We start from the raw sequence: 21,658 nt of genomic DNA, 5'->3' as shown, positions 1-21,658 counted from the left end.
TTATGATGATAAGGGCAGCCTGAAACATAAAATTATGTTTCAGGCTGCCTTATATATTTGATTATGCAAATATCAAATAGTCATCATGAACATCAATGCGAATCACACTTTCGGGTGCATATTGACCACTTAACAAAGCTTTGGCAAGCGGATTTTCAATTTCCGCCTGAATGGCGCGTTTGAGTGGACGTGCCCCATACACAGGGTCAAAACCTTCTGCCGCAATCAAATCTAATGCTGCGTTTGAAATTTCTAAACGCAAGTTCTGTGCTGTCAAGCGTTTTTTCAGGCTGCCTAATTGAATCGCAGCAATATTGCGAATATTCGCTTGACTCAAACCATGGAATACCACCACTTCATCAATGCGGTTAATCAATTCAGGACGGAAATACGCTTTCACATCACCCATGACCGCTGCTTTTACCGCGTCATAGTCTGCCGTATCGCCTAAATCTTGAATATGCTGACTGCCAATATTGCTCGTCATCACAATCACCGTGTTTTTAAAATCCACCGTGCGACCTTGCCCATCGGTCAAACGACCATCGTCCAACACTTGCAGCAAAATATTGAACACATCGGGGTGGGCTTTTTCCACTTCGTCCAGCAAAATCACGCTATACGGTTTGCGGCGCACTTGTTCGGTCAAATAGCCACCTTCTTCGTAGCCCACATAACCGGGGGGCGCACCAATTAAACGCGCAATGCTGTGTTTTTCCATGTATTCCGACATATCAATGCGGATTAAATGCTCTTCGCTGTCAAACAGAAAACTTGCCAACGTTTTGCACAATTCCGTTTTGCCCACGCCCGTTGGCCCCAAAAACAGGAAACTGCCATACGGCTTATTTGGGTCAGCCAAACCCGAACGGCTGCGGCGAATCGCGTCTGCCACCGCGCGGACGGCTTCGTCTTGCCCCACCACGCGTTTATGCAGAACATCTTCCATTTTCAATAACTTCTCGCGCTCGCCCTCCATCATTTTGGCAACGGGAATACCCGTCATGCGCGACACAATTTCCGCGATTTCTTCCGCGCCCACTTCGGTGCGAAACAATTTGTTAGCGGTTTTCAGGCTGCCTGAAAGCTCGGCGGTTTGTAATTGCTGCAACAATTTGGGTAACACGCCGTATTCCAATTCAGATGCTTTGGCATAATCGCCAGCACGTTTGGCTTGCTCAATTTTCAGGCGCGTTTCTTCAATTTGTTTTTTCACATCGCTTGAACCGACCGATGCGGCTTTTTCGGCTTTCCAGATTTCTTCCAAATCGGCATACTCTTTTTGCAGGCTGCCAATTTCTTCGTCAATGAGTGCCAAACGCTTTTTGCTTGCCTCATCGGTTTCTTTGGCAACGTGCATTTTTTCCATTTGTAATTGAATGATGCGGCGGTCAAGTTTGTCCATCGCCTCTGGTTTGGAATCCATTTCCATTTTGATGCGACTGGCTGCCTCGTCAATCAAATCAATGGCTTTGTCAGGCAGGAAACGGTCGGTGATGTAGCGATTGGACAATTCCGCCGCCGCCACAATCGCAGGGTCGGTGATGTCTACGCTGTGATGGATTTCATAGCGTTCTTGCAAACCACGCAAAATCGCAATCGTGTCTTCTACACTGGGTTCATTCACCAAGACTTTTTGGAAACGGCGTTCCAAAGCCGCATCTTTTTCAATGTATTGGCGATACTCGTCCAGCGTGGTCGCGCCAATGCAATGCAATTCGCCACGCGCCAACGCGGGTTTGAGCATATTGCCTGCGTCCATTGCGCCATCGGTTTTGCCTGCGCCGACCAATGTGTGAATTTCATCAATAAAAATCAAACTGTTGCCATCATCTTGTGCCAAATCATTTAATACGGCTTTCAAGCGTTCTTCAAATTCGCCACGGTATTTCGCGCCCGCAATCAAAGCCGCCAAATCCAACACCAACAAACGCTTATTGCGCAAAGATTCAGGCACTTCGCCATTCACAATCCGTTGCGCCAAGCCTTCCACAATCGCCGTTTTGCCGACCCCAGGTTCGCCAATCAAAACAGGATTGTTTTTTGTGCGACGTTGCAAAACCTGAATGGCGCGACGGATTTCGTCATCGCGACCAATCACAGGGTCAAGTTTGCCTTCGCGTGCGCGTTCGGTTAAATCCAAAGTGTATTTTTTTAATGCTTCACGTTGGTCTTCGGCGTTGGGATTGTCCACAGTTTGTCCTTTGTTCAGTTGTTCAATGGCTTGTGTTAATTTGTTTTCTGTTACTCCTGCATCTTGCAAAATTTTGCCTGTTGCACCATTGGCTTGCATTATGCCCAACAAAAATAATTCGCTAGCAATATAAGCATCTCCACGTTTAACAGCCGCTTTATCCATCAAATTCAAAGCATTTTGCAATTCTCGGCTGGGATACATTTCGCCGCCTTGTCCTGAAACCTTTGGCAAAGTATTTAACACAGCCTGAATGCTTTGTTTGATTTGTTGAACATCGCCACCTGCTTGCGCAAGTAGTGCTGCCATGCCATTTTGATTGTCCTCTAGCAGCACTTTCAAAACATGCGCTGCTTCCAAATAACCATTGTCTGCTGCTATGGCGAGACTTTGAGCGGCTTGCAAGGCAGCCTGAAATTTACTAGTAAATTTGTCATATCTCATAATGTGCGTATCCTTGAATGAATTTTCTATGCCCACGATATAGGGATAATATGGAGAAAAACAAGGTTTATCTTTCAGGCTGCCTGAAAATTTTATTTTTTTGAAATCAGTTTGTTGTGATTTTGTGGGATTTTTTTATATAAAACACTTGCCAAAATAGAGAATAAGCTATATTATTTTGACTTTACCGCAGCGGAGGTTTGGCAGAGCGGTTTAATGCAACGGTCTTGAAAACCGTCGAGGGTTGATAGCCCTCCGTGAGTTCGAATCTCACAGCCTCCGCCAAGATTTATCAAAACCTACTGATTTTTCAGTGGGTTTTATTTTTTAGATTTATTGGTATGCCAATTAGTATGCCATTTTACTTTGGCATTAAATTAATGCGCTTTGGACTTATTTGGTTAATCCATTTAGTATGAAACCTTTGCAAAACTCCTAAAATTTGATATTTAAAAATTTTAATTTTTTGAATTTTAAGAAATTTATTTTTCAAAAAAGTTCAAAAAATAGGGTTTTGCAAAGGTTTCAGCAATATCGCATCCGTAATCCTCGTATTTTTGGCTCGGTTTTGCATGGCACAGATACCGAGTACAGCGATTTGGATTTACTGGTTGACCCCTTGCCGAAAACCACTTTGTTTGATTTAGGTGGTTTGCAAGATGAATTGGAGCAAAGTTTAGGTATTTCGGTTGATGTGCGTACACCCAAAGATTTGCCTGAAACATTTCGCCAGAAAGTTTTAGCGGAGGCGCAACCCTTATGAATATAGTGGATTCAATTTAAATCAGGACAAGGCGACAGCGACCGCCGTGTACACCTAGTACATAAGGTGTAGAAATTACTAGCGTTGTTTACAGTATTGAAAGACAATACTGCCATGAATATCCATAAGAACACTCGCCTTACCCCACACCATCGTCAAGCCATTTGGCTAGCTTATACGCAAAACAAAGAAAGCGTTACTTCACTGGCTCGCCGTTTTATGGTTAGTCGCCAAACCATTTATCGTGTACTGAAAGCCGCTCGTCTTCGCCTACTTAAACCGCAAAACAGCACCAACAATCGTTTCAAACAAGCAAAATACGGTATGAAACGATTAGCCAAAGTAGAACGAGAAATTCAAGAGAAACTCAAAAAGCAAGCACAACGATACAATAAATCTTATCCTGGCGAAATGGTACATGTAGATACCAAACGCTTACCTTTACTTAAAGGACAAAAAGCAACGGATAAACGTGAGTATCTGTTTGTTGCTATTGATGATTTTTCTCGTGAGTTGTATGCTGCCATTTTGCCTGATAAAACTGCTACAAGTGCGGCTAAATTTCTAACTGAACAAGTCATAGAGCCTTGCCCATACCAAATTGACTGCATTTATTCAGATAATGGTAGTGAATACAAAGGTGCGGCAAATCATGCGTTTGGTGTGGCGTGTTTTGAAAACAATATCAATCAAAAATTCACTCGCCCAGCACGTCCACAAACCAATGGCAAAGCGGAACGCGTAATACGAACGATTATGCAGATGTGGTATGAGAAAACAGAGTTTACTGATCCATTGCATCGGCAAAAGGAATTATGTCGTTTTGTGAATTTTTATAATACTGTAAAGCCGCACAGTTCCTTAAATGGCGATACGCCATTTGAAGTGTTACAAGCTTATTTTTCTCAACCTGTTGTGTAAACAACTCGGTTTATTTCTACACTATGTACTAGGTGTACACGGCAGTCGCTGTCGCCTTGTCCTGATTTAAATTGAATCCACTATACATCCACGCATCTTGTTATTTTTTCATTCAGGCAAACGCAAAAATGTTGCACGATAGTAACGCAATTCCTCAATACTCTCCAAAATATCGTCCAAAGCCTTGTGCGAACCTTTTTTCACCACGCCCTTATACACCGCAGGATGCCAACGGCGCGCCAATTCTTTGAGCGTGGATACATCCAAATTGCGATAATGGAAATACGCTTCCAAACGCGGCATATGCTTCACCATAAAACGGCGGTCTTGATGAATCGTGTTGCCACACATCGGCGTGGTTTTTTCAGGCAGCCATTCTTGCATAAAATCCAACAAACGTTGCTCCACTTCCGCTTCCGTGTAAGTAGATTGTTTCACACGTTCCGTCAAGCCCGTGCGTGCGTGTGTTGCCGTACACCATGCGTCCATTGCATTCAAAACTTCATCGCTTTGATGAATCGCATACACTTCTGATTGTGCCAATACATTTAAATCCTTATCGGTAATAATCATCGCCACTTCAATGATTTTATCCGTTTCCGCATTCAAACCCGTCATTTCCATATCCAACCAGCACAAATTATTTTGGTCTTTCATTCTTACATTTTCCTATAACCATAGGCAGCCTGAAACCGCCACATTCACAGATAAAGCCAAATTATAACAAACTGCGGTTTATATAGTCGTTTCAAATAGAAATAAGACAAGGCGGCAGCAACCGCCGTGTACATAAGGGAGCTGGCAACGCGGTATTATTTTTATTTGAAACGACTATAATAGCAGTAACACATTTTTTCCGTTTATCTATGCAAAAACCAGAAAAACACCGTTTTCAGGCTGCTTGATAACATTTTATATCAAATGCAACCTGAAAACCGCATCATTGAAATTATATTTTAAATAACCATATTTTTTGCCATTTAAACGCTATAATATCGTCAAAATTTTTATAAAAGGAAAGATTATGACAAAAGCAATCACACTCGCGCCACGCAGCCTGAAAGCGCACAACACAGTCGCTTTACCAGGTTCCAAAAGCATCAGCAACCGCACCTTATTGTTGGCGGCATTGTCGGACAATGAATGCGAAATCCGCTCGCTGCTCAAATCAGACGACACCGACCGCATGCTGGAAGCCCTTGAAAAATTGGGTGTTCCCATGCAAAAAACCGATTCAGGCAGCCTGAAATTGGTCGGGCAGTCGGGCAAATTCCCCAATAAACAAGCCGATTTGTTTTTGGGCAACGCAGGCACCGCATTTCGCCCCTTGACGGGCGCATTGGCGATTTTGGGCGGCGACTACTATTTGCACGGCGTGCCGCGTATGCACGAGCGTCCGATTGGCGATTTGGTGGACGCGCTGCGAATTGCGGGCGCGAATGTGGATTATTTGGGCAACGAAGGTTATCCCCCTTTGCAAATCCATGATTTTTCAGACAAACAAATTCGCGAAATCCCGATTAAAGGCAATGTGTCCAGCCAATTTTTGACCGCATTGTTAATGGCATTGCCACTCACAGGCGAAGCGTGGACAATCCGCGTGGACGACGATTTGATTTCCAAGCCATATATTGATATTACCTTGAATTTATTGAAACAATTTGGCGTAAACGTGGAAAATCAAGATTACCAATTTTTCAGGCTGCCTGAAAACGCGAAATACCACGCGCCCGAAATCGTGAACGTGGAAGGCGATGCATCCAGCGCGAGCTATTTTTTGGCGGCAGGTTTGCTTTCAGGCAACCCCGTTCGCGTAACAGGTTTGGGCAAAAACGCGATTCAGGGCGATGTCGCGTTCGCGCACGAATTGGCGAAAATTGGCGCAAACGTGGTTTGGGGCGATGATTTTATTGAAGTTTCGCGTGTGCCCGAACAAAAAATCCAGCCCTTTGATTTGGACGCGAATCACATTCCAGACGCAGCCATGACTTTGGCGGTGGTGGCATTGGCGACGGGCGCGAAATGCAGCATTCGCAATATTGAATCGTGGCGCGTGAAGGAAACCGACCGCATTGCTGCGATGGCGACCGAATTGCGGAAAGTGGGTGCGGAAGTGGTGGAAGAGCAGGACGCAATCCACATCACGCCACCCGAAAAATTGACCAACGGCGCAGCGATTGACACCTATGACGACCACCGCATGGCGATGTGTTTTTCGCTGGTGAGTTTGCTGGGTGTGGCGGTGCAAATCAACGACCCGAAATGCACGCACAAAACCTTCCCGACTTATTTTGATGTGTTCAATGGTTTGAGCGCGTAAAAATTCAGGCAGCCTGAAAAGTTTTCAGGCTGCCTTCAATTTAAGATTATTGCGCTTGCTGTTCTTGTGCTTGATGATACATCGCATCAAAATTAATTGGCGCGAGCAACACAGGTGGGAAGCCTGCGCGTGTAACCGTTGTGGATACGGCTTCGCGTGCGTATGGGAACAAAATGTTTGGACACGCTACGCCCAACAACAATTTCACATCTTCTTCCGATACATTGGAAACATGGAAAATGCCCGCTTGGGTAACTTCGTTCAAAAACACCACGCGACCATCGTTCAATTTTGCGGTAACCGTAACCGTAACCGAACATTCGTAGAAATTCTCTTCTACTTTGGCGTTTTCGGTTGTGATACGCATATCCACTTCTGGCGTTTCTTGCTCCAAGAAAATAGCAGGCGCGTGTGGCACTTCCAAAGACAAATCTTTGACATACAATTTTTCTACGCTAAACGTAGGTTGTGCAGCTTGTTCATTACTCATAATATTTCTTTCTATAATCAGATAGTTAATTTATTTTTCCAGCAAAGGCAGTAAATCGCCTTTTTGATGCAGCGCATACAAATCGGTAAAACCACCCACATGCGTCTCGCCAATAAAAATTTGCGGCACGCTGCGTTGTCCTGTTATTTGCTGCATTTCGGCAAATATTTCGGGACTTTTATCAACTCGAATTTCTTCAATTTCGCTGACACCCAGTTGTTTTAAAAACTGTTTTGCCATCATGCAATAGGGGCAAAATGGACCTGTGTACATTTTAATATGTGGCATGATTTTCTACTTTCAGGCTGCCTTAAACTTAAAAAAACCAGATTCCAACAAAAATGGTTAGAATCTGGTTCATTATGCTTATACCAATCTAAAATGGTTGGAAAGTTTTAAATTATTGAGTAACAGGACGAGTAACAGGACGTGTTACTTGGCGAGTACGAGTTACCAAAGAATTAATTTGAACATCTACGCGACGGTCTGGTTCAATACATGCAATCAGAGCAGCACGTTTTTTCGCACGTGATACTTTGCTACCCAATTTAGCTACTTCTGCTTGACAAGCAGCAGTCATACGAGCTTGACTTTCACCCAAGCCAACAGGTGTGATTTTCTCAGCAGGAACGCCTTGGCTTACCAAGTAGTTAGCTACTGTATTGGCACGGCGTTGAGACAGAGCTTGGTTGTAAGCATCTGAACCCATAAAGTCTGTATGACCTTCAACGCGAACAGCTTGCACTTGTGTGTTAGACAAACGAGCAGCCAATTCGTTCAGAGTTTGGATAGCTTCTGGACGTAAGTTGTCTTTGTCAAAGCCGAACAAGAATTCAGATTTCAGCGTTACAGTATTGTCCTCTGAAACTGTATATGGTTCATTAACAGTTTCAAATTCTTCACGACCACCACATTCCACTACGTTGCTGCCTTCTTTGTTCAAGAATGCGTTTTCCCAGCATTCACCGTAGCTGTTACGAACAACTTTACCAGATTGTCCGCTGATAGTGTAACCGTGAATTTCGTGAGCCATTGCGCCAGTAGAAGCCAACAGGGCGATAATCAATGCGCTTGCTTTAAGTTGTTTAGTCATTTTATTCCCTCATCAAGAAAATGATTGTATGGCGGATTATCATCTGCCACGTGTTTAAGATTCAGGCTGCCGCTTTATGGTCATTCGGCGCAAACCTAAATTGTACCAATAGTTACTATAAAGAATTTGCTGCGTTACTGTCAATAGAAACGCGGTTTAGTGGCTTTATAGCCATGCTGCGACAATACCCAAGTTCATGTTCTTTGTCATATATTTTCTTTATGTTTAGTATGATTTAACACTTTGCAGTTGTACAAAAACAACAAATTTTAGATAAATCGGAGTTTCAGGCTGCCTTTTGTTTATTCGCGATGATAGGGGTGATTGTGCAAAATGGATACCGCGCGATAAAGTTGTTCGGTCAGTAATACGCGTACCATGCCGTGTGGCAGAGTAAGGCTGGATAAGCGCATCATTAGGCGTGCTTTTTGTTTTAAGGTATCTGTCATGCCGTCTGCACCGCCAATCACAAAACAAACATGTTCGCCATTTTGTTGCCATACTCGCATATATTCTGCCAACTCCATGGAAGTAGGGGCTTTGCCACGTTCGTCCAATATAACCAAAAACGCGCCATCGGGAATGGCTTCTACGATGCGTTTTTCTTCTGCTGCCATGCCTTGCGCTGCGTTGATGCCTGCGCCGCGTTTTTCGGGCTTGATTTCTTTTAGGGCATAGTTTATATCGCGCCCAAATCGTTTGGCGTATTCGTGTACAGCTTCATCTACCCAACGTGGCATTTTTGTACCAACGGCTAATACGGTAATATTCATTTTATTTTTCTCGTGTTTATGATTTTCAGGCTGCCTGATTTAGAGCCTACATTCACAATCTTAATAACTTGCTTTTATCGCCACTTTATGCGCTTACTGTGTTAACTTTTCATGCCAATATGTTCAATATTGGCATGAAAAGTCGCCTTGTATCCGCAAAAATTGGCAATATAGTCGCTTAAAATAAAAATAGGACAAGGCGACCACGCCTGCCGTGTACATCTAGTACATAAGGGCGTGGGCAACGCAGTAGTATTTTTAATTTTAAGCGACTATAAAATCAAGCAATCAATCTTATGAATACAGGTTCTTAGATTAAATAAACAAAAAGCAGCCTGAAAAATATTTTTCAGGCTGCTTATTTTATTGGGTTAAATTAGTGCTGGCCACTACATGCGCCACAGCAACCGCTATGACCTTTTTTCATATCAATAACCATGCGACCTGTGATTTTGCCTTGACGCATTTCTTCAAAGATTTCTGGTGTCTCTTCCAAAGAGCGCAGTTGTACTTTGGGTACAACTAAACCTTCTGCGCCAAATTGGAACGCTTCTTCTAAATCTTTGCGCGTGCCAACCAGCGAACCAACCACTTCAATGCCATCCAACACAATGCGCGGAATAGACAAATCCATATTTTCAGGTGGTAAGCCAACTGCTACTACACGACCACCTGCACGGACACAATCTATTGCTGAATTAAATGCGGCTTTAGAAACTGCCGTTACTACTGCTGTATGCGCACCACCAATTTTTTCTTGCATCACTTTTGCTGCATCTTCTTTGGTTACATTAATCACCAAATCTGCACCACATTCTTTGGCAAATTCTAATTTTTCATCATTTACATCAATCGCAACCACGTGTGCACCAAACACTTTTTTTGCGTACTGCACACCTAAATTACCCAAGCCACCTGCACCATACATTGCCAGCCATTGACCTGGTCGTACGCCTGATACTTTAATAGCTTTATAAGTGGTAACGCCAGCGCAAGTGATGCTAGATGCTTGTGCAGGGTCTAAACCATCAGGAACTTTAACCGCATAATCCGCATTGACAATGCAATGTGTTGCCATACCACCATCGGCGGTGTAACCCGCGTTCAATACGGTGCGGCACAAAGTTTCACGACCTGTGTTGCAATATTCACACGCACCACAAGCGGCATACATCCACGCAATGCTGACGCGGTCGCCCACTTTCAAGGCTTTCACGCCATCAGCTACTTGTTTCACAATGCCAATGCCTTCATGCCCTAATACACGACCTTCTTTTTGACCATAATCGCCAGCTGCCACATGCAAATCAGTATGGCAAACACCGCAATATTCCACTTCAACCAATGCTTCGTTAAATTGCAATGGGCGAATTTCTTTTTCTACAACTTCTACAAAACCGTCAATTTTTGGGTTTACAACAGCAGCTTTCATTTTCATGATGCGTTCTCCTGATTTAGAGTTAGAAAAATGTGTAATATTTTTACACTAAATAAAAAACCGTTGTCATAGTATGCGCTCTTTGATAGCTTTGTGTCAAATACTATTGAAATAAATTTATTAAAATCAATAATTTATATATGTTATAAAATAACAGGCATCCTTGTTAAATATTACTAAATTAAAGTTAAGGCAGCCTGAAACTCTAAAAATCACTCTTTGGGCAAGCGCACTGCCAAATCCGCCGTCCAATTGCCTTGTTTGGTGCGCACAAAACCATTGCCCGTCATGCCACCTTTTAGCAATCCATTGTATTTCAACGCTGTTTCACTCGGCACTTTCAATTTCACTTTAAACATCAATTTGGCACGTTCATTTGCTGTTTCCACATTTTTCGGTGTGAACTGCGCTTCTGTCGCAATAAAACTGATTTTCGCCGGAAACACCGCATCAATCCCGTCCAACACAATTCGCGCTTCATCGCCCACTTTCAGGCTGCCTATTTGCGCGTTGGGCAAAAAAATACTCATGCTCACATCGCTTGGGTCAAGCAAACTCACCACTTTGCTGCCCGCGCCAATCACATTGCCCACTTCCGCGATTTTGTATTCCACGCGCCCATCTTTCAGGCTGACAATCGCCATGTCATTATTCGCCGCTTGTGCTGCTTTTACTTGCGCTTGGCGCGCCAATACCCCTGCTTGCGCTTCCGCCACTTGCGCCTGTGCTTGACGTACCGCCGCCATTGCTTCCGCTTTTGCCGCTTGCGCCGCTTTTACCGCCGACACCGCACCATCACGTTGCGAACGTCTGCGTTGCGTTTCCGCTGGCGACACCAGCGAATCGCTTTGCAACTGGCTGGTGTTATTCAATTCCATTTGCGCCAATTTTTGTTGTTGCAACTGCGCCGCGATTTGAGCATCGGCACGTGCCACCGCTTCTTGCGCTTGTTTCACACCCGCTTGGGCGCGTTGTACCGCTTCTTTCGCCGCCATTTCGCCCGCTTGTGCTTCTTCCACGCGGCTGACAACTGTTTCCGATGACAATTCCGCCAACACATCGCCTGCTTTCACTTCGCTGCCTTCGTCCACGTGCATCGCTTGAATGCGCCCAGCGTACAAACTCGCCACATCGTAACGTTCCAATTCCAAACGTCCGTTGGATTGGGCAATATTATCGGGTAGTGCCGATTTATTTTTTTGTTGATAGACATAAAAACCGCCGACAATCAAAGCAATTATCAGGGCAGGGAGAATCAGTTTTTTCATTATCAATCTCGTGGCGTAAAATGATGATTTTATTTTTCGCAAAACAAAATAGGCAGCCTGAAAAATCAGTAGCGATTGCTTATTCAGTAGCATTCATTATCTTATCGGAAAATAAACGTAAAACCAATCTTTGATGTGTTTTCAGGCTGCCTTTATGGTTTAGGCAGCCTGAAAACGCTATAATGAAACCTATTTCTTCCAGCAGGACGCGAATATGAAAATCTCCACCCAATTTGACGCAGGCGCAGTGATTGTGCGCGATTTATCCAATCCAGAACACATTCGTTTAGCATTGCGCCCCGATAACGCATCTGATTTCAAACAATGGTTTTATTTTCGCCTACAAGGTGCGGCGTATACCAACTGCGTGATGCATTTTGAAGATGCACACGAAGCCGCCTATCCAGACGGCTGGGACGGTTATCAGGCGGTTGCATCATACGACCGTCAAAATTGGTTTCGCGTACCAACCGTATACGAAAACGGCGAACTCATCATCACGCATACGCCGCTTGCCAACAGCATTTACTACGCTTATTTTGAACCATATTCGCATGAACAACATCTGAATTTGCTCGGCGAAGCGCAAGGCAGCGGCTTGTGTCAAATTGATGATTTGGGTAGCACCGTGCAAGGGCGCGACATCAATTTGCTGACCATTGGCAACCAAGTGGACAGCGATTTGAAAATTTGGGTCATCGCGCGGCAACACCCTGGTGAAACAATGGCAGAATGGTTTATGGAAGGCTTTTTGTCGCGCTTGCTTGACCATCAAGACCCAACCGCGCGTACTTTGTTGGACAAGGCAACGTTTTATGTCGTGCCGAATATGAATCCAGATGGCGCATTTTTGGGCAATCTGCGTACCAATGCAGCAGGGGCAAATTTGAACCGCGAATGGCTCGCGCCCACGATTGAACGTAGCCCAGAAGTGTATTATGTGCGCGAAAAAATGCACGAAATTGGTGTGGATATGTTTTTGGACGTGCATGGCGATGAAGGCTTACCGTATGTATTTGTGGCAGGCACGGAAGGTGTACCCAATTATTCGCCGCGTATTGCGGAATTGGAAACCTTGTTTAAAGATGCGTTTCAGGCTGCCTCGCCCGATTTTCAAGATGTTCATGGTTATCCCAAAGATGCGACTGGCACGGCAAATTTAACACTGGCGACCAATTATGTTGGCAACACGTTCCATTGTTTGGCATACACTTTGGAAATGCCGTTTAAGGATAACGATAATTTGCCCGATGATGATTTTGGCTGGAATGGACAACGTTCCTTGCGTTTGGGCGAAAGTGTGTTGAATGCGATGTTGGTAGTGTGCAAAGAATTGCATCGGGAAGCGTAATGTTCAATATTTAAGGCAGCCTGAAAACTTTTCAGGCTGCCTTTTGGCTTATGAACCCGTATTCATAATATCGCCACTTCATGCACCTACTGCGTTGGCTTTTCACGCCAATAATCCCGATATTGGTATGAAAATCCGCCTTGTATTTGCACGAATTGTCAATAAAATCAAGCTATCAATCTTACGAATACAGGTTTTATTTGATTTGATAATCCAACACAAATTTTGCCCCATCATCTTGCGCCAATACGCGCGTGATTTCAGGCAGCGTTTCCTGTAATTGTTTTGCCAACAAATAGGGCGGATTGAGCACAAACATACCGCTGCCGTGCATACCAAATCCGTCTGCGCGTGGCGTGTGGACGTGTAATTGCGCGTGCAAATAATTAGTGTGCATCAGTTTGACCAATTTTTCAGGCAGCGTGCGACTTTCTTCTCGGCTCAAACACGGATACCACAGCAGATAACAGCCCTGCTCAAAACGTTTCAAGGCATCTTTCAGCGTTTGCACCACGCTGGCATAATCTTGTTTTTGCTCATACGGCGGGTCAATCAACACAACAGCGCGGCGCGTGGCTGGTGGCAACAAGGCAATTAATCCTGCAAAACCATTTTCTTGTTTGACAATGCAGCGCCGTCCCAAATTTGCTGCACGCATATTATCCAAAAGCAGCCTGAAATCAGTTGGGTGTAATTCAAATAAACGCATTTTGTCCGAATCGCGCAATAAACTTTGTGCTAACCATGGCGAGCCGCAATATAAATGCGTTTCGGGTAAACTTGCGCCAACGTGTGCCACAAAATCCGCCACCAATTTTGGCAAGGCTGGGGCAGCCTGAAAACGTGCAATGCCGTCCGCGTATTCGCCAATTTTTTGTGCGGCATCATCACGCAAATCGTACACGCCTGCACCGCTATGTGTATCAATATACCAATAGGGTTTGTCTTTTTGATTAAAATAATCTAACACCAAATACAAGATAAAATGTTTCAACATATCGGCGTGGTTGCCTGCGTGGAAGGCGTGGCGGTAACTTAACATACTTGGCTTTCAGGCTGCATTAAAAAAAGAATATTTTAGCATTTTTTGCACTATTTTCAGGCTGCCTGAAAAGCAGAACTGTGCTAAAATCGTGCGCTTTAATCTATCCCTTTAAACCGATTAACTATTTTAACGAAAGAGACCGCCATGAGCGTAACTGTTGAAACATTGGAAAATTTGGAACGCAAAGTAGTCGTATCCGTGTCTTGGTTGGCGATTAACGAAGCAACCGACAAAGAATTGAAAAAAACGCAAAAACGTGTGAAAGTTGATGGTTTCCGTCCTGGTAAAGCACCGTTGAAAATGGTTGCGCAAATGTATGGCGCGAACATTCAAAACAATGTCTTGAATGATTTGGCGCAAGCTGAATTCAACAAAGTAGCGCAAGAACAAAATTTGCGTATCGCTGCGGTCATTCGCATTGAGCCACTTGAAGAAGAAAGCCAAGATGCGTTCAAAGTAGCATTCATCTACGAAACTTATCCTGATATCAAAATTGGCGATTTGTCTGCTTTGGAAATTGAAAAAGTTATCTCGGAAGTGGGCGACAAAGAAGTGGATAACACGATTGAAATTTTGCGTAAACAACGTACTCGTTTCAACCGCGTGGAGCGTGAAGCACAAGATGGCGACCGTGTGATTATTGATTTTGAAGGTAAAATTGACGGTGTGCCATTTGAAGGTGGTTCTTCTAAAAACTATCCTTTCGTTTTGGGTCAAGGTCAAATGCTGCCTGAATTTGAAAAAGGTTGCTTGGGCTTGAAAGAAGGCGAAAGCAAAGATGTGGAAGTGAATTTCCCCGAAGATTACCATGGCAAAGATGTGGCAGGTAAAACGGCTGTATTTACCATTACGGTACATAATGTGGCAGAAGCTGAATTGCCAGAAGTAGACGCAAATTTTGCAAAAGCTTTGGGTATTGAAGATGGCGATGTTGCCAAAATGCGTGCAGAAGTGAAGAAAAATGTAAGCCGTGAAGTGAAACGTCGTGTGGATGCTCAAAATGCCGATGCTGTGATGGCGGCGTTGCGTCAAGCGCATACATTTGATTTGCCAAAAGCATTTGTGCAAGATGAAGCGCAACGTTTGGCAGAAGAAATGAAACAACAATTCGAGCAACAAGGTTTGGATGTGAAAAACTTTGATTTGCCAGCGGATATGTTCACCGAGCGTGCGCAAGAGCGTGTTGCTTTGGGCTTGTTGTTGCCTATTTTGGTTGAAGAAAACAATTTGAAAGCAACCGATGAACAAGTGAAAGCGATTGTGAGCGAATTTGCAGATAGCTATGAAGATTCACAAGAAGTGATTGATTGGTACTTTGCAGACCCTAGCCGTTTGGCTGGTCCAACTAATTTGGCAGTTGAAGCTAATGTGGTTGAGTTTGTTTTCGGTAAAGCCAAAGTAACAGAAAAAACATTGAGCTTTGACGAAATTATGGGCACAGACGCTTAATTTGTTTCACAAAAAAGCACCAAAGCGATTGATTTGATTGCTTGGTGCTTTTTTGCTAGATTATGTATTTTTAGGCTGAAACTTTGGTAAAACCCTAGATTTGCGCGTGGTTCAAAACGATAGCATTACAGAATGTGCAGACATATTATGTAAGCGCCACGCCAAAGATAAAATAGGGATTTTGTACAGGTTTCAGGCTGCCTGAAAGTGAATATCCTAAATAATATGAAAGAAAAATTATGTTCCCCGAAATTCAAAACAATACTTTAATCCCCACCGTGATTGAACAAAGCGGTCGCGGTGAACGCGCTTTTGACATTTATTCACGCTTGCTCAAAGAGCGCATTATCTTTTTGGTTGGTCCTGTCAACGACCATACTGCCAATTTGGTGGTGGCGCAACTGCTGTTTTTGGAAAGCGAAAATCCTGACAAAGACATTTATTTCTACATCAATTCGCCAGGGGGCAGCGTAACGGCGGGCATGAGTATTTACGATACGATGAAATTCATCAAGCCCGATGTGCAAACCTTGTGTTTGGGTCAAGCAGCGAGCATGGGCGCGTTTTTGTTGTCGGCTGGCACAAAAGGCAAACGCTTCGCGCTGCCCAATAGTCGTGTGATGATTCATCAACCATTGATTAGCGGTGGTTTGGGCGGTCAAGCATCGGATATTGAAATCCATGCGCGTGAGTTGTTGAAATTAAAAGGCAAATTAAACCAAATGTTGGCGGAACATACGGGCAAATCGTTAGAGCAAGTGGAACGCGATACCGACCGCGATAATTTCATGTCCGCGCAAGAAGCGATGGAATATGGTTTGATTGATAAAGTGATTACTTCTCGCGTAGATATTGTATAAAAACGTTTTTCAGGCTGCCTGAAAAATATTACATCATGCAAAGAATGTTACATTGGCATACAGATTATCCTGCCCACGCAGAATGGTTGCGCCCGATTGCCATCGCGCCATCGCTCACGCAAACTTTGTCGCAGTTGGGCACATTTTCCGTGCAATTAGATACGCTGGGGGAAACGAACCAACATGATTTTGTTGATTTCAGGCTGCCTGAAACCGTATTTTCTCGGCGCGTAACTTTGTTATTGGACGATATGGCTGTGGTTCATGCACAAAGTGTCTGCACGATGCAATCGCAATGGCGTGAGATTTTGCATTGTGGCAACACGCCGCTGGGTACGATTTTGTTTTCAGGCAGCCTGAAACTCTCGCGCAGCGAAATGCAATTTGCCACACCCAAACATTATCTTTTGGCGCGGCGTTCATCGTTTGATTGGGACGGCGATAAATTGTATTTGGCAGAATATTTTTTGCCAGCTATTGCAAATATTAGGGCAGCCTGAAAACAATTTCACGTTTTCAGGCTGCCTTTTATCTTAAATATAATTCAATATAATCAATGATTTATAAATTAAAATAATGCTTCCACGCGCAATAATCCACCTGCACGATGGGAGCGATTTTCTTTGCGATTGTTGTAATAATTCAATTCAGTTTGCACAAATAACCAATCGCGCCAAACAGGTTGCCGCCAGCCAACAAATGGACCGTAAGTATTGATTTCAGGCTGCCTATTATCAATATCGCCGCCCACAAATACACCATAATTCAAGCGTTTATTGCCTTGAAAATGATGCTGGCGATACACACTATCTCCCCAACCCCAATTTTCTACATCATCATCGTGCCGATAATCTGCCCATAATTCATTGGCGACAAACCATTGATTATTTGGTGCATATTTCAGTTCGTATGACGAACGTGCATAATGTTCACTTTTCACGCCATAACGATACATTTGTTCCACCCGACTGCGCCAATTTGCCGAATGTTGCCATGTTTTCCCCAATTTCACACGCGCATACAAATCGCTGCCTGAGCGAATACCAATATCCGCATCGCCGTCCACGCCTAACGTTTGGCTAACATCTGACCAACGCAATGCTAATGACGAATTATCATCACGACTGCGTTTGCTGGCAAAACGTTTTTCATCAGGCTCGCGCAGGGTTTGACCATTATCCAGATGATTACTGTTGCCCAATTCTTCGTCCAGCGAATCATCGCCAAAGACCACGCTTAATTTGCGCTCTAACACGGGCAAACGCACACGCCCCCGAACACGCGGTTTAAATGTCGCGCCATCGTCCGCATTCCAATGCGTGTCCAATAATATGCGTAAATTTGCGCTGGCTGGGCGATTGGGGTCAGGTTCGCCAAACCAATCGTCCAAACGATGAGCTGTTTTATCCAAGGTTGTGCTGACTTTTCCATGCGCACGGTCTATCCATGTATTTTGTTGTTCATCATTTGCCATCGACAATGCGGGTAATGCCAAGAAACATGTGATTATTTTTTTCATAATTATTTTCTTATTTTGGATAAATATGCATAATTTAAAACTAGAGGCAGCCTGAAAGCAAGTTTTTATAGTGAATTCAATTTAAACCAGTACAGCGTTGCCAGCTCCCTTATGTACTATGTGTACACGGCGGTCTCTGTCGCCTTGTCTTGATTTAAATTGAATTCACTATATATGGCTGTTTTTTGCGCTCACAAGCTCAATTTGGCATTAACAATACTCGCTAATGAGCAGCATTAGCGAGTATTTTAGCTGTACAAGCCTTAATCCTCTAGGGTACAAATAAAACAGCGCAATTACATAAATCCGTACTTTCAAATGCGGTTATTTCGCCAGCTTTGAGATTGTGAACGGGGAATAATCGCACAGTTAAAGGTTTATTTAAGCGAAATGCCATGGTTCCTGTATCACGCATGATAGCGACAATTTTATCTGATGGAGTATCGCCTTCAATTGGTACAGTATCCAAATCAATTCCACACACGCTACTGTAGGTAAGCAAGGCGCGAATATCAAATTGTTCAGCACGAGTGGCAGCTGCCAAACCTTCATCTTCAGTAACTGCCAGCATTAATCCTGAAAAGCCAAGTATAGGTACGTTTTTCAGTGATTTAAACACGCGTGTTAGCAATGCTGATATTTCTACTGTACCACTTGCACCAAAATAAGGTACACCCAATAATTCATACAATGTGGTCATTGATGTACAATTTTTAGAAGGCGCTGCTGAAGTATCCATACCGATGTATGTCCATTTATCTCCAAGTTTAACAGTTTGAACAATATCCTGAACTTGTTGGATATGAAACTGTAAAGCATCGCGCATTGCTACGAAAGCGGTTCGCATTTTAGCAGCATGGTTTTTAGGTAAATGACATTCACGCAATGCTGCTGCCAATAAATCTGGCGTTTCCAAGCCTAATACCAGACAATTTCCCTGTTCGCCATGATGATAGCTGGCTGGAAAATAAGGAATAAACGGTTGACAATTAAAATTAACCGTAAAATTAAAATTGCCTTCGCCACGCGGAGTTATTTGAGCAATTTTTTCTACTGTTCTAACAGATAATTCAATCAAATCATTATCTAAAAAGCCATATTCATCAACTGGAATATTGACACAGGCATTACACAAATCGCCATATTCTGCAATTAAATCAGGTAATAATGCAATTTCATGTGCCGTTTTAGCTTCACCAATTGCAAAACGAATACGCAAGCCATTTTGATTAAGTTGGTTAAGTATATGGCGAATTTTTGCCAGACCTTGTGCTGCAGTAGTGGCATTTTGACAATCCAAATATTCGCCGAATGGATTACTCACAATTCGTATAGTCTGTACGATATATCCTTGTTTCATTAATGTTTCTGCTATGTGGTCGCATTGCAATTTGGCATCTGCTAACACATTTTGCCATTGTGTTTCATCATTAGGTAAAACGGCAAATGCCGTAATGGCGCGTACTTTACATAGATTTTTGTTTTTTAAGGAGGAATTAATCATTTGTGTAACCTTTTGATGTGTTTACTATGAATATAGTTGGTTAAAACAAAAATAATACCGCGTTACCAGTGCCTTTATATATATGTACAGATGTACATGGCGGTTGCTGTCGCCTTGTCTTAATTTTTATTTAAACCGATTATAACTGACTATATTTTAAAATAAAAATATTGCATTTCAATTTATGTGATACGAGTAAATATTTCAGGCTGCCTATTGAGTTTTGCTGATAATCCAATACAACAAATGCTATACACTCACTATGATTGTGCAAAACATCGTTCCAACACGAATAAACTCCATTGCACCACCCAGCCCACGCCAAATGCAAACAATAACGTTCCCACGCCCAAAGTGCCGCCCAATGCCCAACCTATCAAGCAAACCGTACTTTCCAGCAAACTACGCACCACGCCCACACGCCAACCTGTTTTATGACATATACCAATCATCAATCCGTCTCTTGGGCCAGCACCCATGTGGCACGTCATATACAAAGTGGCGGCTATTCCCACCATACACACACCACCCACACACAGCGCACCGCGCAATAACCAAGCATCCGCAGCAGGTGGCGGCACAAAACGAATGATTAAGCCCAACACCAAAGCAATCACAACCATGTTTGCAATCGTGCCAAAACCCACGCGCAAACTCAGAGGAATCCACAGCAACATAACGCCCACGCTGATAATAAACGTGGTAACGCCCACATTCATGCCCGTTTGTAACGCCAAACCCTGTGCAAACACCACCCAAGGTGCAGCTCCTAAATTACCCAAAACCAGCATGGCTTCCCCCATGCCCAATAAACTTAAACCCAATAGCAACACCAGTAGTGATTTTGGTTCAAACGACCACAATCCGCGTGCTTTCCATGGTGTATATGGAAGAACTTTTTTACTCAATTTTATCTCCTTCTGTTGATTAAAGTATTTGATATAGTCGTCTAATACAATATTGCAACACTGTCATTCGCCTCTATTTTTTGTACACCGTGTTCATTATTGCTTTGTCTAGTTTTAAACAACCATATTTTCAGGCAGCCTGAAAGTATTATAGTCGCTTAAAATAAAAATAGGACAAGGCGACCACGCCCGCCGTGTACATCTAGTACATAAGGGCGTGGGCAACGCAGTAGTATTTTTAATTTTAAGCGACTATATTTTATTTAATCAAAGACTTTTATCACAAAATTCCACAAACCATTCAGCCACCAAAACACCAAACCCACCCAAAAAATCGCTTGCACCAACACCGTCAGCACAAATTTCATCGGTTGATTTTGGCGCGAATATTTTGCCATTGGTGTGGTTGCAATGCCTGTTTTGAACGCGCTCGCCAACGCCAAAGTCAGCCCATACACCCACCAAAACCACAAAATAGACAACAGTAAAAATAGGATAATTCGCATGGTTTAATCCTTTTCAGGCTGCCTGAAAATTATTTTTTTAGATAAATTTTGAATATATTACAATGGCTTGGCATCGCGTAAAACTTCGGCACGAAAATATTCAGGCAAACTGCGCGGTGTGAGTACGTCCACTTTGATGCCAAGCAATTCTTCCAATTCCATTTGTAAACCGCATAAATCCAATAAAGTGGTGTGTTCGGTGGGTTCTACCAAAATATCCAAATCACTGTTTTCATTATCTAAACCTTTGGATACCGAACCGAATACACGCATATTTTTCAGCGCAAATTGTTGGCTGATTTGGTGGATTTCTTGGCGATGTAATTGCAATAATTCAGATGGTTTCATGATTTTTCCTTTTCAGGCTGCCTGAAAGATTGTTCTAACAAATTTTCCCTTTTAATTTGATGTATGTTTTTTAAAATAAAAAATAAAATAATCAATGATGCAAAATTAATGACAATTTTTGCGCCACTTGCTACAAAACCAAATGACACAATTAGTGCCGTCTTCATGAAAAAATATACGCCATTAGCAAGTTCAAACTGAAAACTGGATAAAATGTAAAACGGTATCAACGCATACCAAGCCCATAATTTTTTATGTAATAAAAACCAAAATAAAACAATATGATAAATTAATATTGATATATTGAGTAAAACCAGTCCTTCATTTACTAATGCCATATAGCTTCCAAATAAATAATGCAAAATATTTGCAAATGTCAGCCATACAATAAATTTCCCACTTTTAATATATGTTTGATATTTTGGAAATTTTTTATTAAATAAATTCATTTGCTTTTCCTAATT

The 21,658-nt window shown here is 43.0% G+C and carries 22 protein-coding genes and 1 tRNA gene; 8 read left to right on the top strand and 15 right to left on the bottom strand.

What is annotated here, in order from left to right; all coding sequences use genetic code 11:
• Nucleotides 1-61: 61 nt before the first annotated feature.
• Nucleotides 62-2,638 (bottom strand): ATP-dependent chaperone ClpB, encoded by a 2,577-nt coding sequence (clpB, locus tag MIS45_RS10555; protein WP_249450500.1) that lies wholly within the window; start codon nucleotides 2,636-2,638, stop codon nucleotides 62-64.
• Between the two features lie 194 nt (nucleotides 2,639-2,832).
• Between clpB and MIS45_RS10550 the strand changes: the two genes are divergently transcribed.
• The 3 genes from MIS45_RS10550 (at nucleotide 2,833) to MIS45_RS10540 (ending at nucleotide 4,322) form a co-directional block, all read left to right on the top strand.
• Nucleotides 2,833-2,923: transfer RNA gene (locus MIS45_RS10550), tRNA-Ser, on the top strand.
• Nucleotides 2,924-3,152: 229 nt separating this feature from the next.
• Nucleotides 3,153-3,401 (top strand): nucleotidyltransferase family protein, encoded by a 249-nt coding sequence (locus MIS45_RS10545; RefSeq protein WP_249442592.1) that lies wholly within the window; start codon nucleotides 3,153-3,155, stop codon nucleotides 3,399-3,401.
• Between the two features lie 114 nt (nucleotides 3,402-3,515).
• Nucleotides 3,516-4,322, top strand: a complete 807-nt coding sequence (locus tag MIS45_RS10540) for an integrase core domain-containing protein (RefSeq protein ID WP_249445581.1) — start codon at nucleotides 3,516-3,518, stop codon at nucleotides 4,320-4,322.
• A 108-nt stretch (nucleotides 4,323-4,430) separates the two neighbouring features.
• Here the strand turns inward: MIS45_RS10540 and orn are convergent, their stop codons facing one another.
• Nucleotides 4,431-4,979, bottom strand: coding sequence for an oligoribonuclease (gene orn, locus MIS45_RS10535; RefSeq protein WP_249445920.1), 549 nt, complete (start codon nucleotides 4,977-4,979; stop codon nucleotides 4,431-4,433).
• Between the two features lie 367 nt (nucleotides 4,980-5,346).
• Here orn and aroA point away from each other — a divergent pair, with 367 nt between their 5' ends.
• Nucleotides 5,347-6,642 carry a 3-phosphoshikimate 1-carboxyvinyltransferase gene (gene aroA / locus MIS45_RS10530; protein ID WP_249450499.1) on the top strand — a complete coding sequence of 432 codons (1,296 nt, stop codon included), beginning with the start codon at nucleotides 5,347-5,349 and terminating at the stop codon, nucleotides 6,640-6,642.
• Between the two features lie 46 nt (nucleotides 6,643-6,688).
• Here aroA and secB read toward each other — a convergent pair whose 3' ends face one another.
• From secB to MIS45_RS10500, 6 genes are all read right to left on the bottom strand, one after another.
• Nucleotides 6,689-7,132, bottom strand: a complete 444-nt coding sequence (gene secB / locus MIS45_RS10525; protein ID WP_249442587.1) for a protein-export chaperone SecB — start codon at nucleotides 7,130-7,132, stop codon at nucleotides 6,689-6,691.
• A gap of 30 nt (nucleotides 7,133-7,162) precedes the next feature.
• Nucleotides 7,163-7,420 carry a glutaredoxin 3 gene (grxC, locus tag MIS45_RS10520; RefSeq protein WP_249442586.1) on the bottom strand — a complete coding sequence of 86 codons (258 nt, stop codon included), beginning with the start codon at nucleotides 7,418-7,420 and terminating at the stop codon, nucleotides 7,163-7,165.
• 112 nt (nucleotides 7,421-7,532) lie between these two features.
• Nucleotides 7,533-8,225, bottom strand: coding sequence for an OmpA family protein (locus MIS45_RS10515; RefSeq protein ID WP_249450498.1), 693 nt, complete (start codon nucleotides 8,223-8,225; stop codon nucleotides 7,533-7,535).
• Nucleotides 8,226-8,527: 302 nt separating this feature from the next.
• Nucleotides 8,528-8,998 carry a 23S rRNA (pseudouridine(1915)-N(3))-methyltransferase RlmH gene (gene rlmH, locus MIS45_RS10510; RefSeq protein WP_249442584.1) on the bottom strand — a complete coding sequence of 157 codons (471 nt, stop codon included), beginning with the start codon at nucleotides 8,996-8,998 and terminating at the stop codon, nucleotides 8,528-8,530.
• Nucleotides 8,999-9,374: 376 nt separating this feature from the next.
• A complete protein-coding gene (gene adhP / locus MIS45_RS10505; RefSeq protein ID WP_249450497.1) occupies nucleotides 9,375-10,436 on the bottom strand; it encodes an alcohol dehydrogenase AdhP in 1,062 nt (353 codons plus the stop codon).
• Between the two features lie 212 nt (nucleotides 10,437-10,648).
• A complete protein-coding gene (locus tag MIS45_RS10500) occupies nucleotides 10,649-11,704 on the bottom strand; it encodes an HlyD family secretion protein (protein ID WP_249450496.1) in 1,056 nt (351 codons plus the stop codon).
• Nucleotides 11,705-11,918: 214 nt separating this feature from the next.
• Here MIS45_RS10500 and MIS45_RS10495 point away from each other — a divergent pair, with 214 nt between their 5' ends.
• The gene (locus tag MIS45_RS10495) at nucleotides 11,919-13,055 is read left to right on the top strand and encodes a M14 family metallopeptidase (RefSeq protein ID WP_249450495.1); all 1,137 of its coding nucleotides are present in this window, start codon (nucleotides 11,919-11,921) and stop codon (nucleotides 13,053-13,055) included.
• Nucleotides 13,056-13,251: 196 nt separating this feature from the next.
• Here MIS45_RS10495 and MIS45_RS10490 read toward each other — a convergent pair whose 3' ends face one another.
• Nucleotides 13,252-14,097 (bottom strand): 23S rRNA (adenine(2030)-N(6))-methyltransferase RlmJ, encoded by an 846-nt coding sequence (locus MIS45_RS10490; protein ID WP_249450494.1) that lies wholly within the window; start codon nucleotides 14,095-14,097, stop codon nucleotides 13,252-13,254.
• Nucleotides 14,098-14,244: 147 nt separating this feature from the next.
• Between MIS45_RS10490 and tig the strand changes: the two genes are divergently transcribed.
• The 3 genes from tig to MIS45_RS10475 all read left to right on the top strand — a co-directional run bounded on the left by tig (nucleotide 14,245) and on the right by MIS45_RS10475 (nucleotide 16,909).
• On the top strand, nucleotides 14,245-15,549 hold the full coding sequence (tig, locus tag MIS45_RS10485; RefSeq protein ID WP_249445911.1) for a trigger factor: 1,305 nt from the start codon (nucleotides 14,245-14,247) through the stop codon (nucleotides 15,547-15,549).
• A 239-nt stretch (nucleotides 15,550-15,788) separates the two neighbouring features.
• A complete protein-coding gene (gene clpP / locus MIS45_RS10480; protein ID WP_249442578.1) occupies nucleotides 15,789-16,409 on the top strand; it encodes an ATP-dependent Clp endopeptidase proteolytic subunit ClpP in 621 nt (206 codons plus the stop codon).
• A 35-nt stretch (nucleotides 16,410-16,444) separates the two neighbouring features.
• Entirely contained in the window at nucleotides 16,445-16,909 is a 465-nt protein-coding gene (locus tag MIS45_RS10475; RefSeq protein ID WP_249450493.1) for a chorismate--pyruvate lyase family protein, read from the top strand.
• A 68-nt stretch (nucleotides 16,910-16,977) separates the two neighbouring features.
• On the opposite strand, the gene MIS45_RS10470 is transcribed toward MIS45_RS10475, so the two are convergent.
• From MIS45_RS10470 to MIS45_RS10445, 6 genes are all read right to left on the bottom strand, one after another.
• The gene (locus MIS45_RS10470) at nucleotides 16,978-17,928 is read right to left on the bottom strand and encodes a hypothetical protein (protein WP_249450492.1); all 951 of its coding nucleotides are present in this window, start codon (nucleotides 17,926-17,928) and stop codon (nucleotides 16,978-16,980) included.
• Nucleotides 17,929-18,199: 271 nt separating this feature from the next.
• Nucleotides 18,200-19,432: a DUF711 family protein gene (locus MIS45_RS10465; protein ID WP_249450491.1), complete on the bottom strand. Its 1,233-nt coding sequence runs from the start codon at nucleotides 19,430-19,432 to the stop codon at nucleotides 18,200-18,202.
• A 260-nt stretch (nucleotides 19,433-19,692) separates the two neighbouring features.
• Complete coding sequence (yczE, locus tag MIS45_RS10460; protein WP_249450490.1) at nucleotides 19,693-20,340, bottom strand: membrane protein YczE; 648 nt, start codon at nucleotides 20,338-20,340, stop codon at nucleotides 19,693-19,695.
• 263 nt (nucleotides 20,341-20,603) lie between these two features.
• Entirely contained in the window at nucleotides 20,604-20,846 is a 243-nt protein-coding gene (locus MIS45_RS10455; RefSeq protein WP_249450489.1) for a hypothetical protein, read from the bottom strand.
• Between the two features lie 57 nt (nucleotides 20,847-20,903).
• Nucleotides 20,904-21,194 (bottom strand): nucleotidyltransferase family protein, encoded by a 291-nt coding sequence (locus MIS45_RS10450; protein WP_249450488.1) that lies wholly within the window; start codon nucleotides 21,192-21,194, stop codon nucleotides 20,904-20,906.
• On the bottom strand, nucleotides 21,191-21,643 hold the full coding sequence (locus MIS45_RS10445; protein WP_249450487.1) for a hypothetical protein: 453 nt from the start codon (nucleotides 21,641-21,643) through the stop codon (nucleotides 21,191-21,193). The genes MIS45_RS10450 and MIS45_RS10445 overlap by 4 nt, the downstream gene beginning before the upstream one ends.
• Nucleotides 21,644-21,658: the final 15 nt, after the last annotated feature.

It is taken from the genome of Wielerella bovis, assembly GCF_022354465.1.
GTDB classification, from domain to species: Bacteria; Pseudomonadota; Gammaproteobacteria; order Burkholderiales; family Neisseriaceae; genus Wielerella; species Wielerella bovis.
This window is presented reverse-complemented; position numbering and strand designations above follow the sequence as displayed.

Coding starts and splice junctions, on each gene's coding strand:
- clpB (WP_249450500.1), bottom strand. CDS start 2,638: ATGAGATATGACAAATTTACTAGTAAATTTCAGGCTGCCTTGCAAGCC.
- MIS45_RS10540 (WP_249445581.1), top strand. CDS start 3,516: ATGAATATCCATAAGAACACTCGCCTTACCCCACACCATCGTCAAGCC.
- orn (WP_249445920.1), bottom strand. CDS start 4,979: ATGAAAGACCAAAATAATTTGTGCTGGTTGGATATGGAAATGACGGGT.
- aroA (WP_249450499.1), top strand. CDS start 5,347: ATGACAAAAGCAATCACACTCGCGCCACGCAGCCTGAAAGCGCACAAC.
- secB (WP_249442587.1), bottom strand. CDS start 7,132: ATGAGTAATGAACAAGCTGCACAACCTACGTTTAGCGTAGAAAAATTG.
- grxC (WP_249442586.1), bottom strand. CDS start 7,420: ATGCCACATATTAAAATGTACACAGGTCCATTTTGCCCCTATTGCATG.
- MIS45_RS10515 (WP_249450498.1), bottom strand. CDS start 8,225: ATGACTAAACAACTTAAAGCAAGCGCATTGATTATCGCCCTGTTGGCT.
- rlmH (WP_249442584.1), bottom strand. CDS start 8,998: ATGAATATTACCGTATTAGCCGTTGGTACAAAAATGCCACGTTGGGTA.
- adhP (WP_249450497.1), bottom strand. CDS start 10,436: ATGAAAATGAAAGCTGCTGTTGTAAACCCAAAAATTGACGGTTTTGTA.
- MIS45_RS10500 (WP_249450496.1), bottom strand. CDS start 11,704: ATGAAAAAACTGATTCTCCCTGCCCTGATAATTGCTTTGATTGTCGGC.
- MIS45_RS10495 (WP_249450495.1), top strand. CDS start 11,919: ATGAAAATCTCCACCCAATTTGACGCAGGCGCAGTGATTGTGCGCGAT.
- MIS45_RS10490 (WP_249450494.1), bottom strand. CDS start 14,097: ATGTTAAGTTACCGCCACGCCTTCCACGCAGGCAACCACGCCGATATG.
- tig (WP_249445911.1), top strand. CDS start 14,245: ATGAGCGTAACTGTTGAAACATTGGAAAATTTGGAACGCAAAGTAGTC.
- clpP (WP_249442578.1), top strand. CDS start 15,789: ATGTTCCCCGAAATTCAAAACAATACTTTAATCCCCACCGTGATTGAA.
- MIS45_RS10475 (WP_249450493.1), top strand. CDS start 16,445: ATGCAAAGAATGTTACATTGGCATACAGATTATCCTGCCCACGCAGAA.
- MIS45_RS10470 (WP_249450492.1), bottom strand. CDS start 17,928: ATGAAAAAAATAATCACATGTTTCTTGGCATTACCCGCATTGTCGATG.
- MIS45_RS10465 (WP_249450491.1), bottom strand. CDS start 19,432: ATGATTAATTCCTCCTTAAAAAACAAAAATCTATGTAAAGTACGCGCC.
- MIS45_RS10455 (WP_249450489.1), bottom strand. CDS start 20,846: ATGCGAATTATCCTATTTTTACTGTTGTCTATTTTGTGGTTTTGGTGG.
- MIS45_RS10450 (WP_249450488.1), bottom strand. CDS start 21,194: ATGAAACCATCTGAATTATTGCAATTACATCGCCAAGAAATCCACCAA.
- MIS45_RS10445 (WP_249450487.1), bottom strand. CDS start 21,643: ATGAATTTATTTAATAAAAAATTTCCAAAATATCAAACATATATTAAA.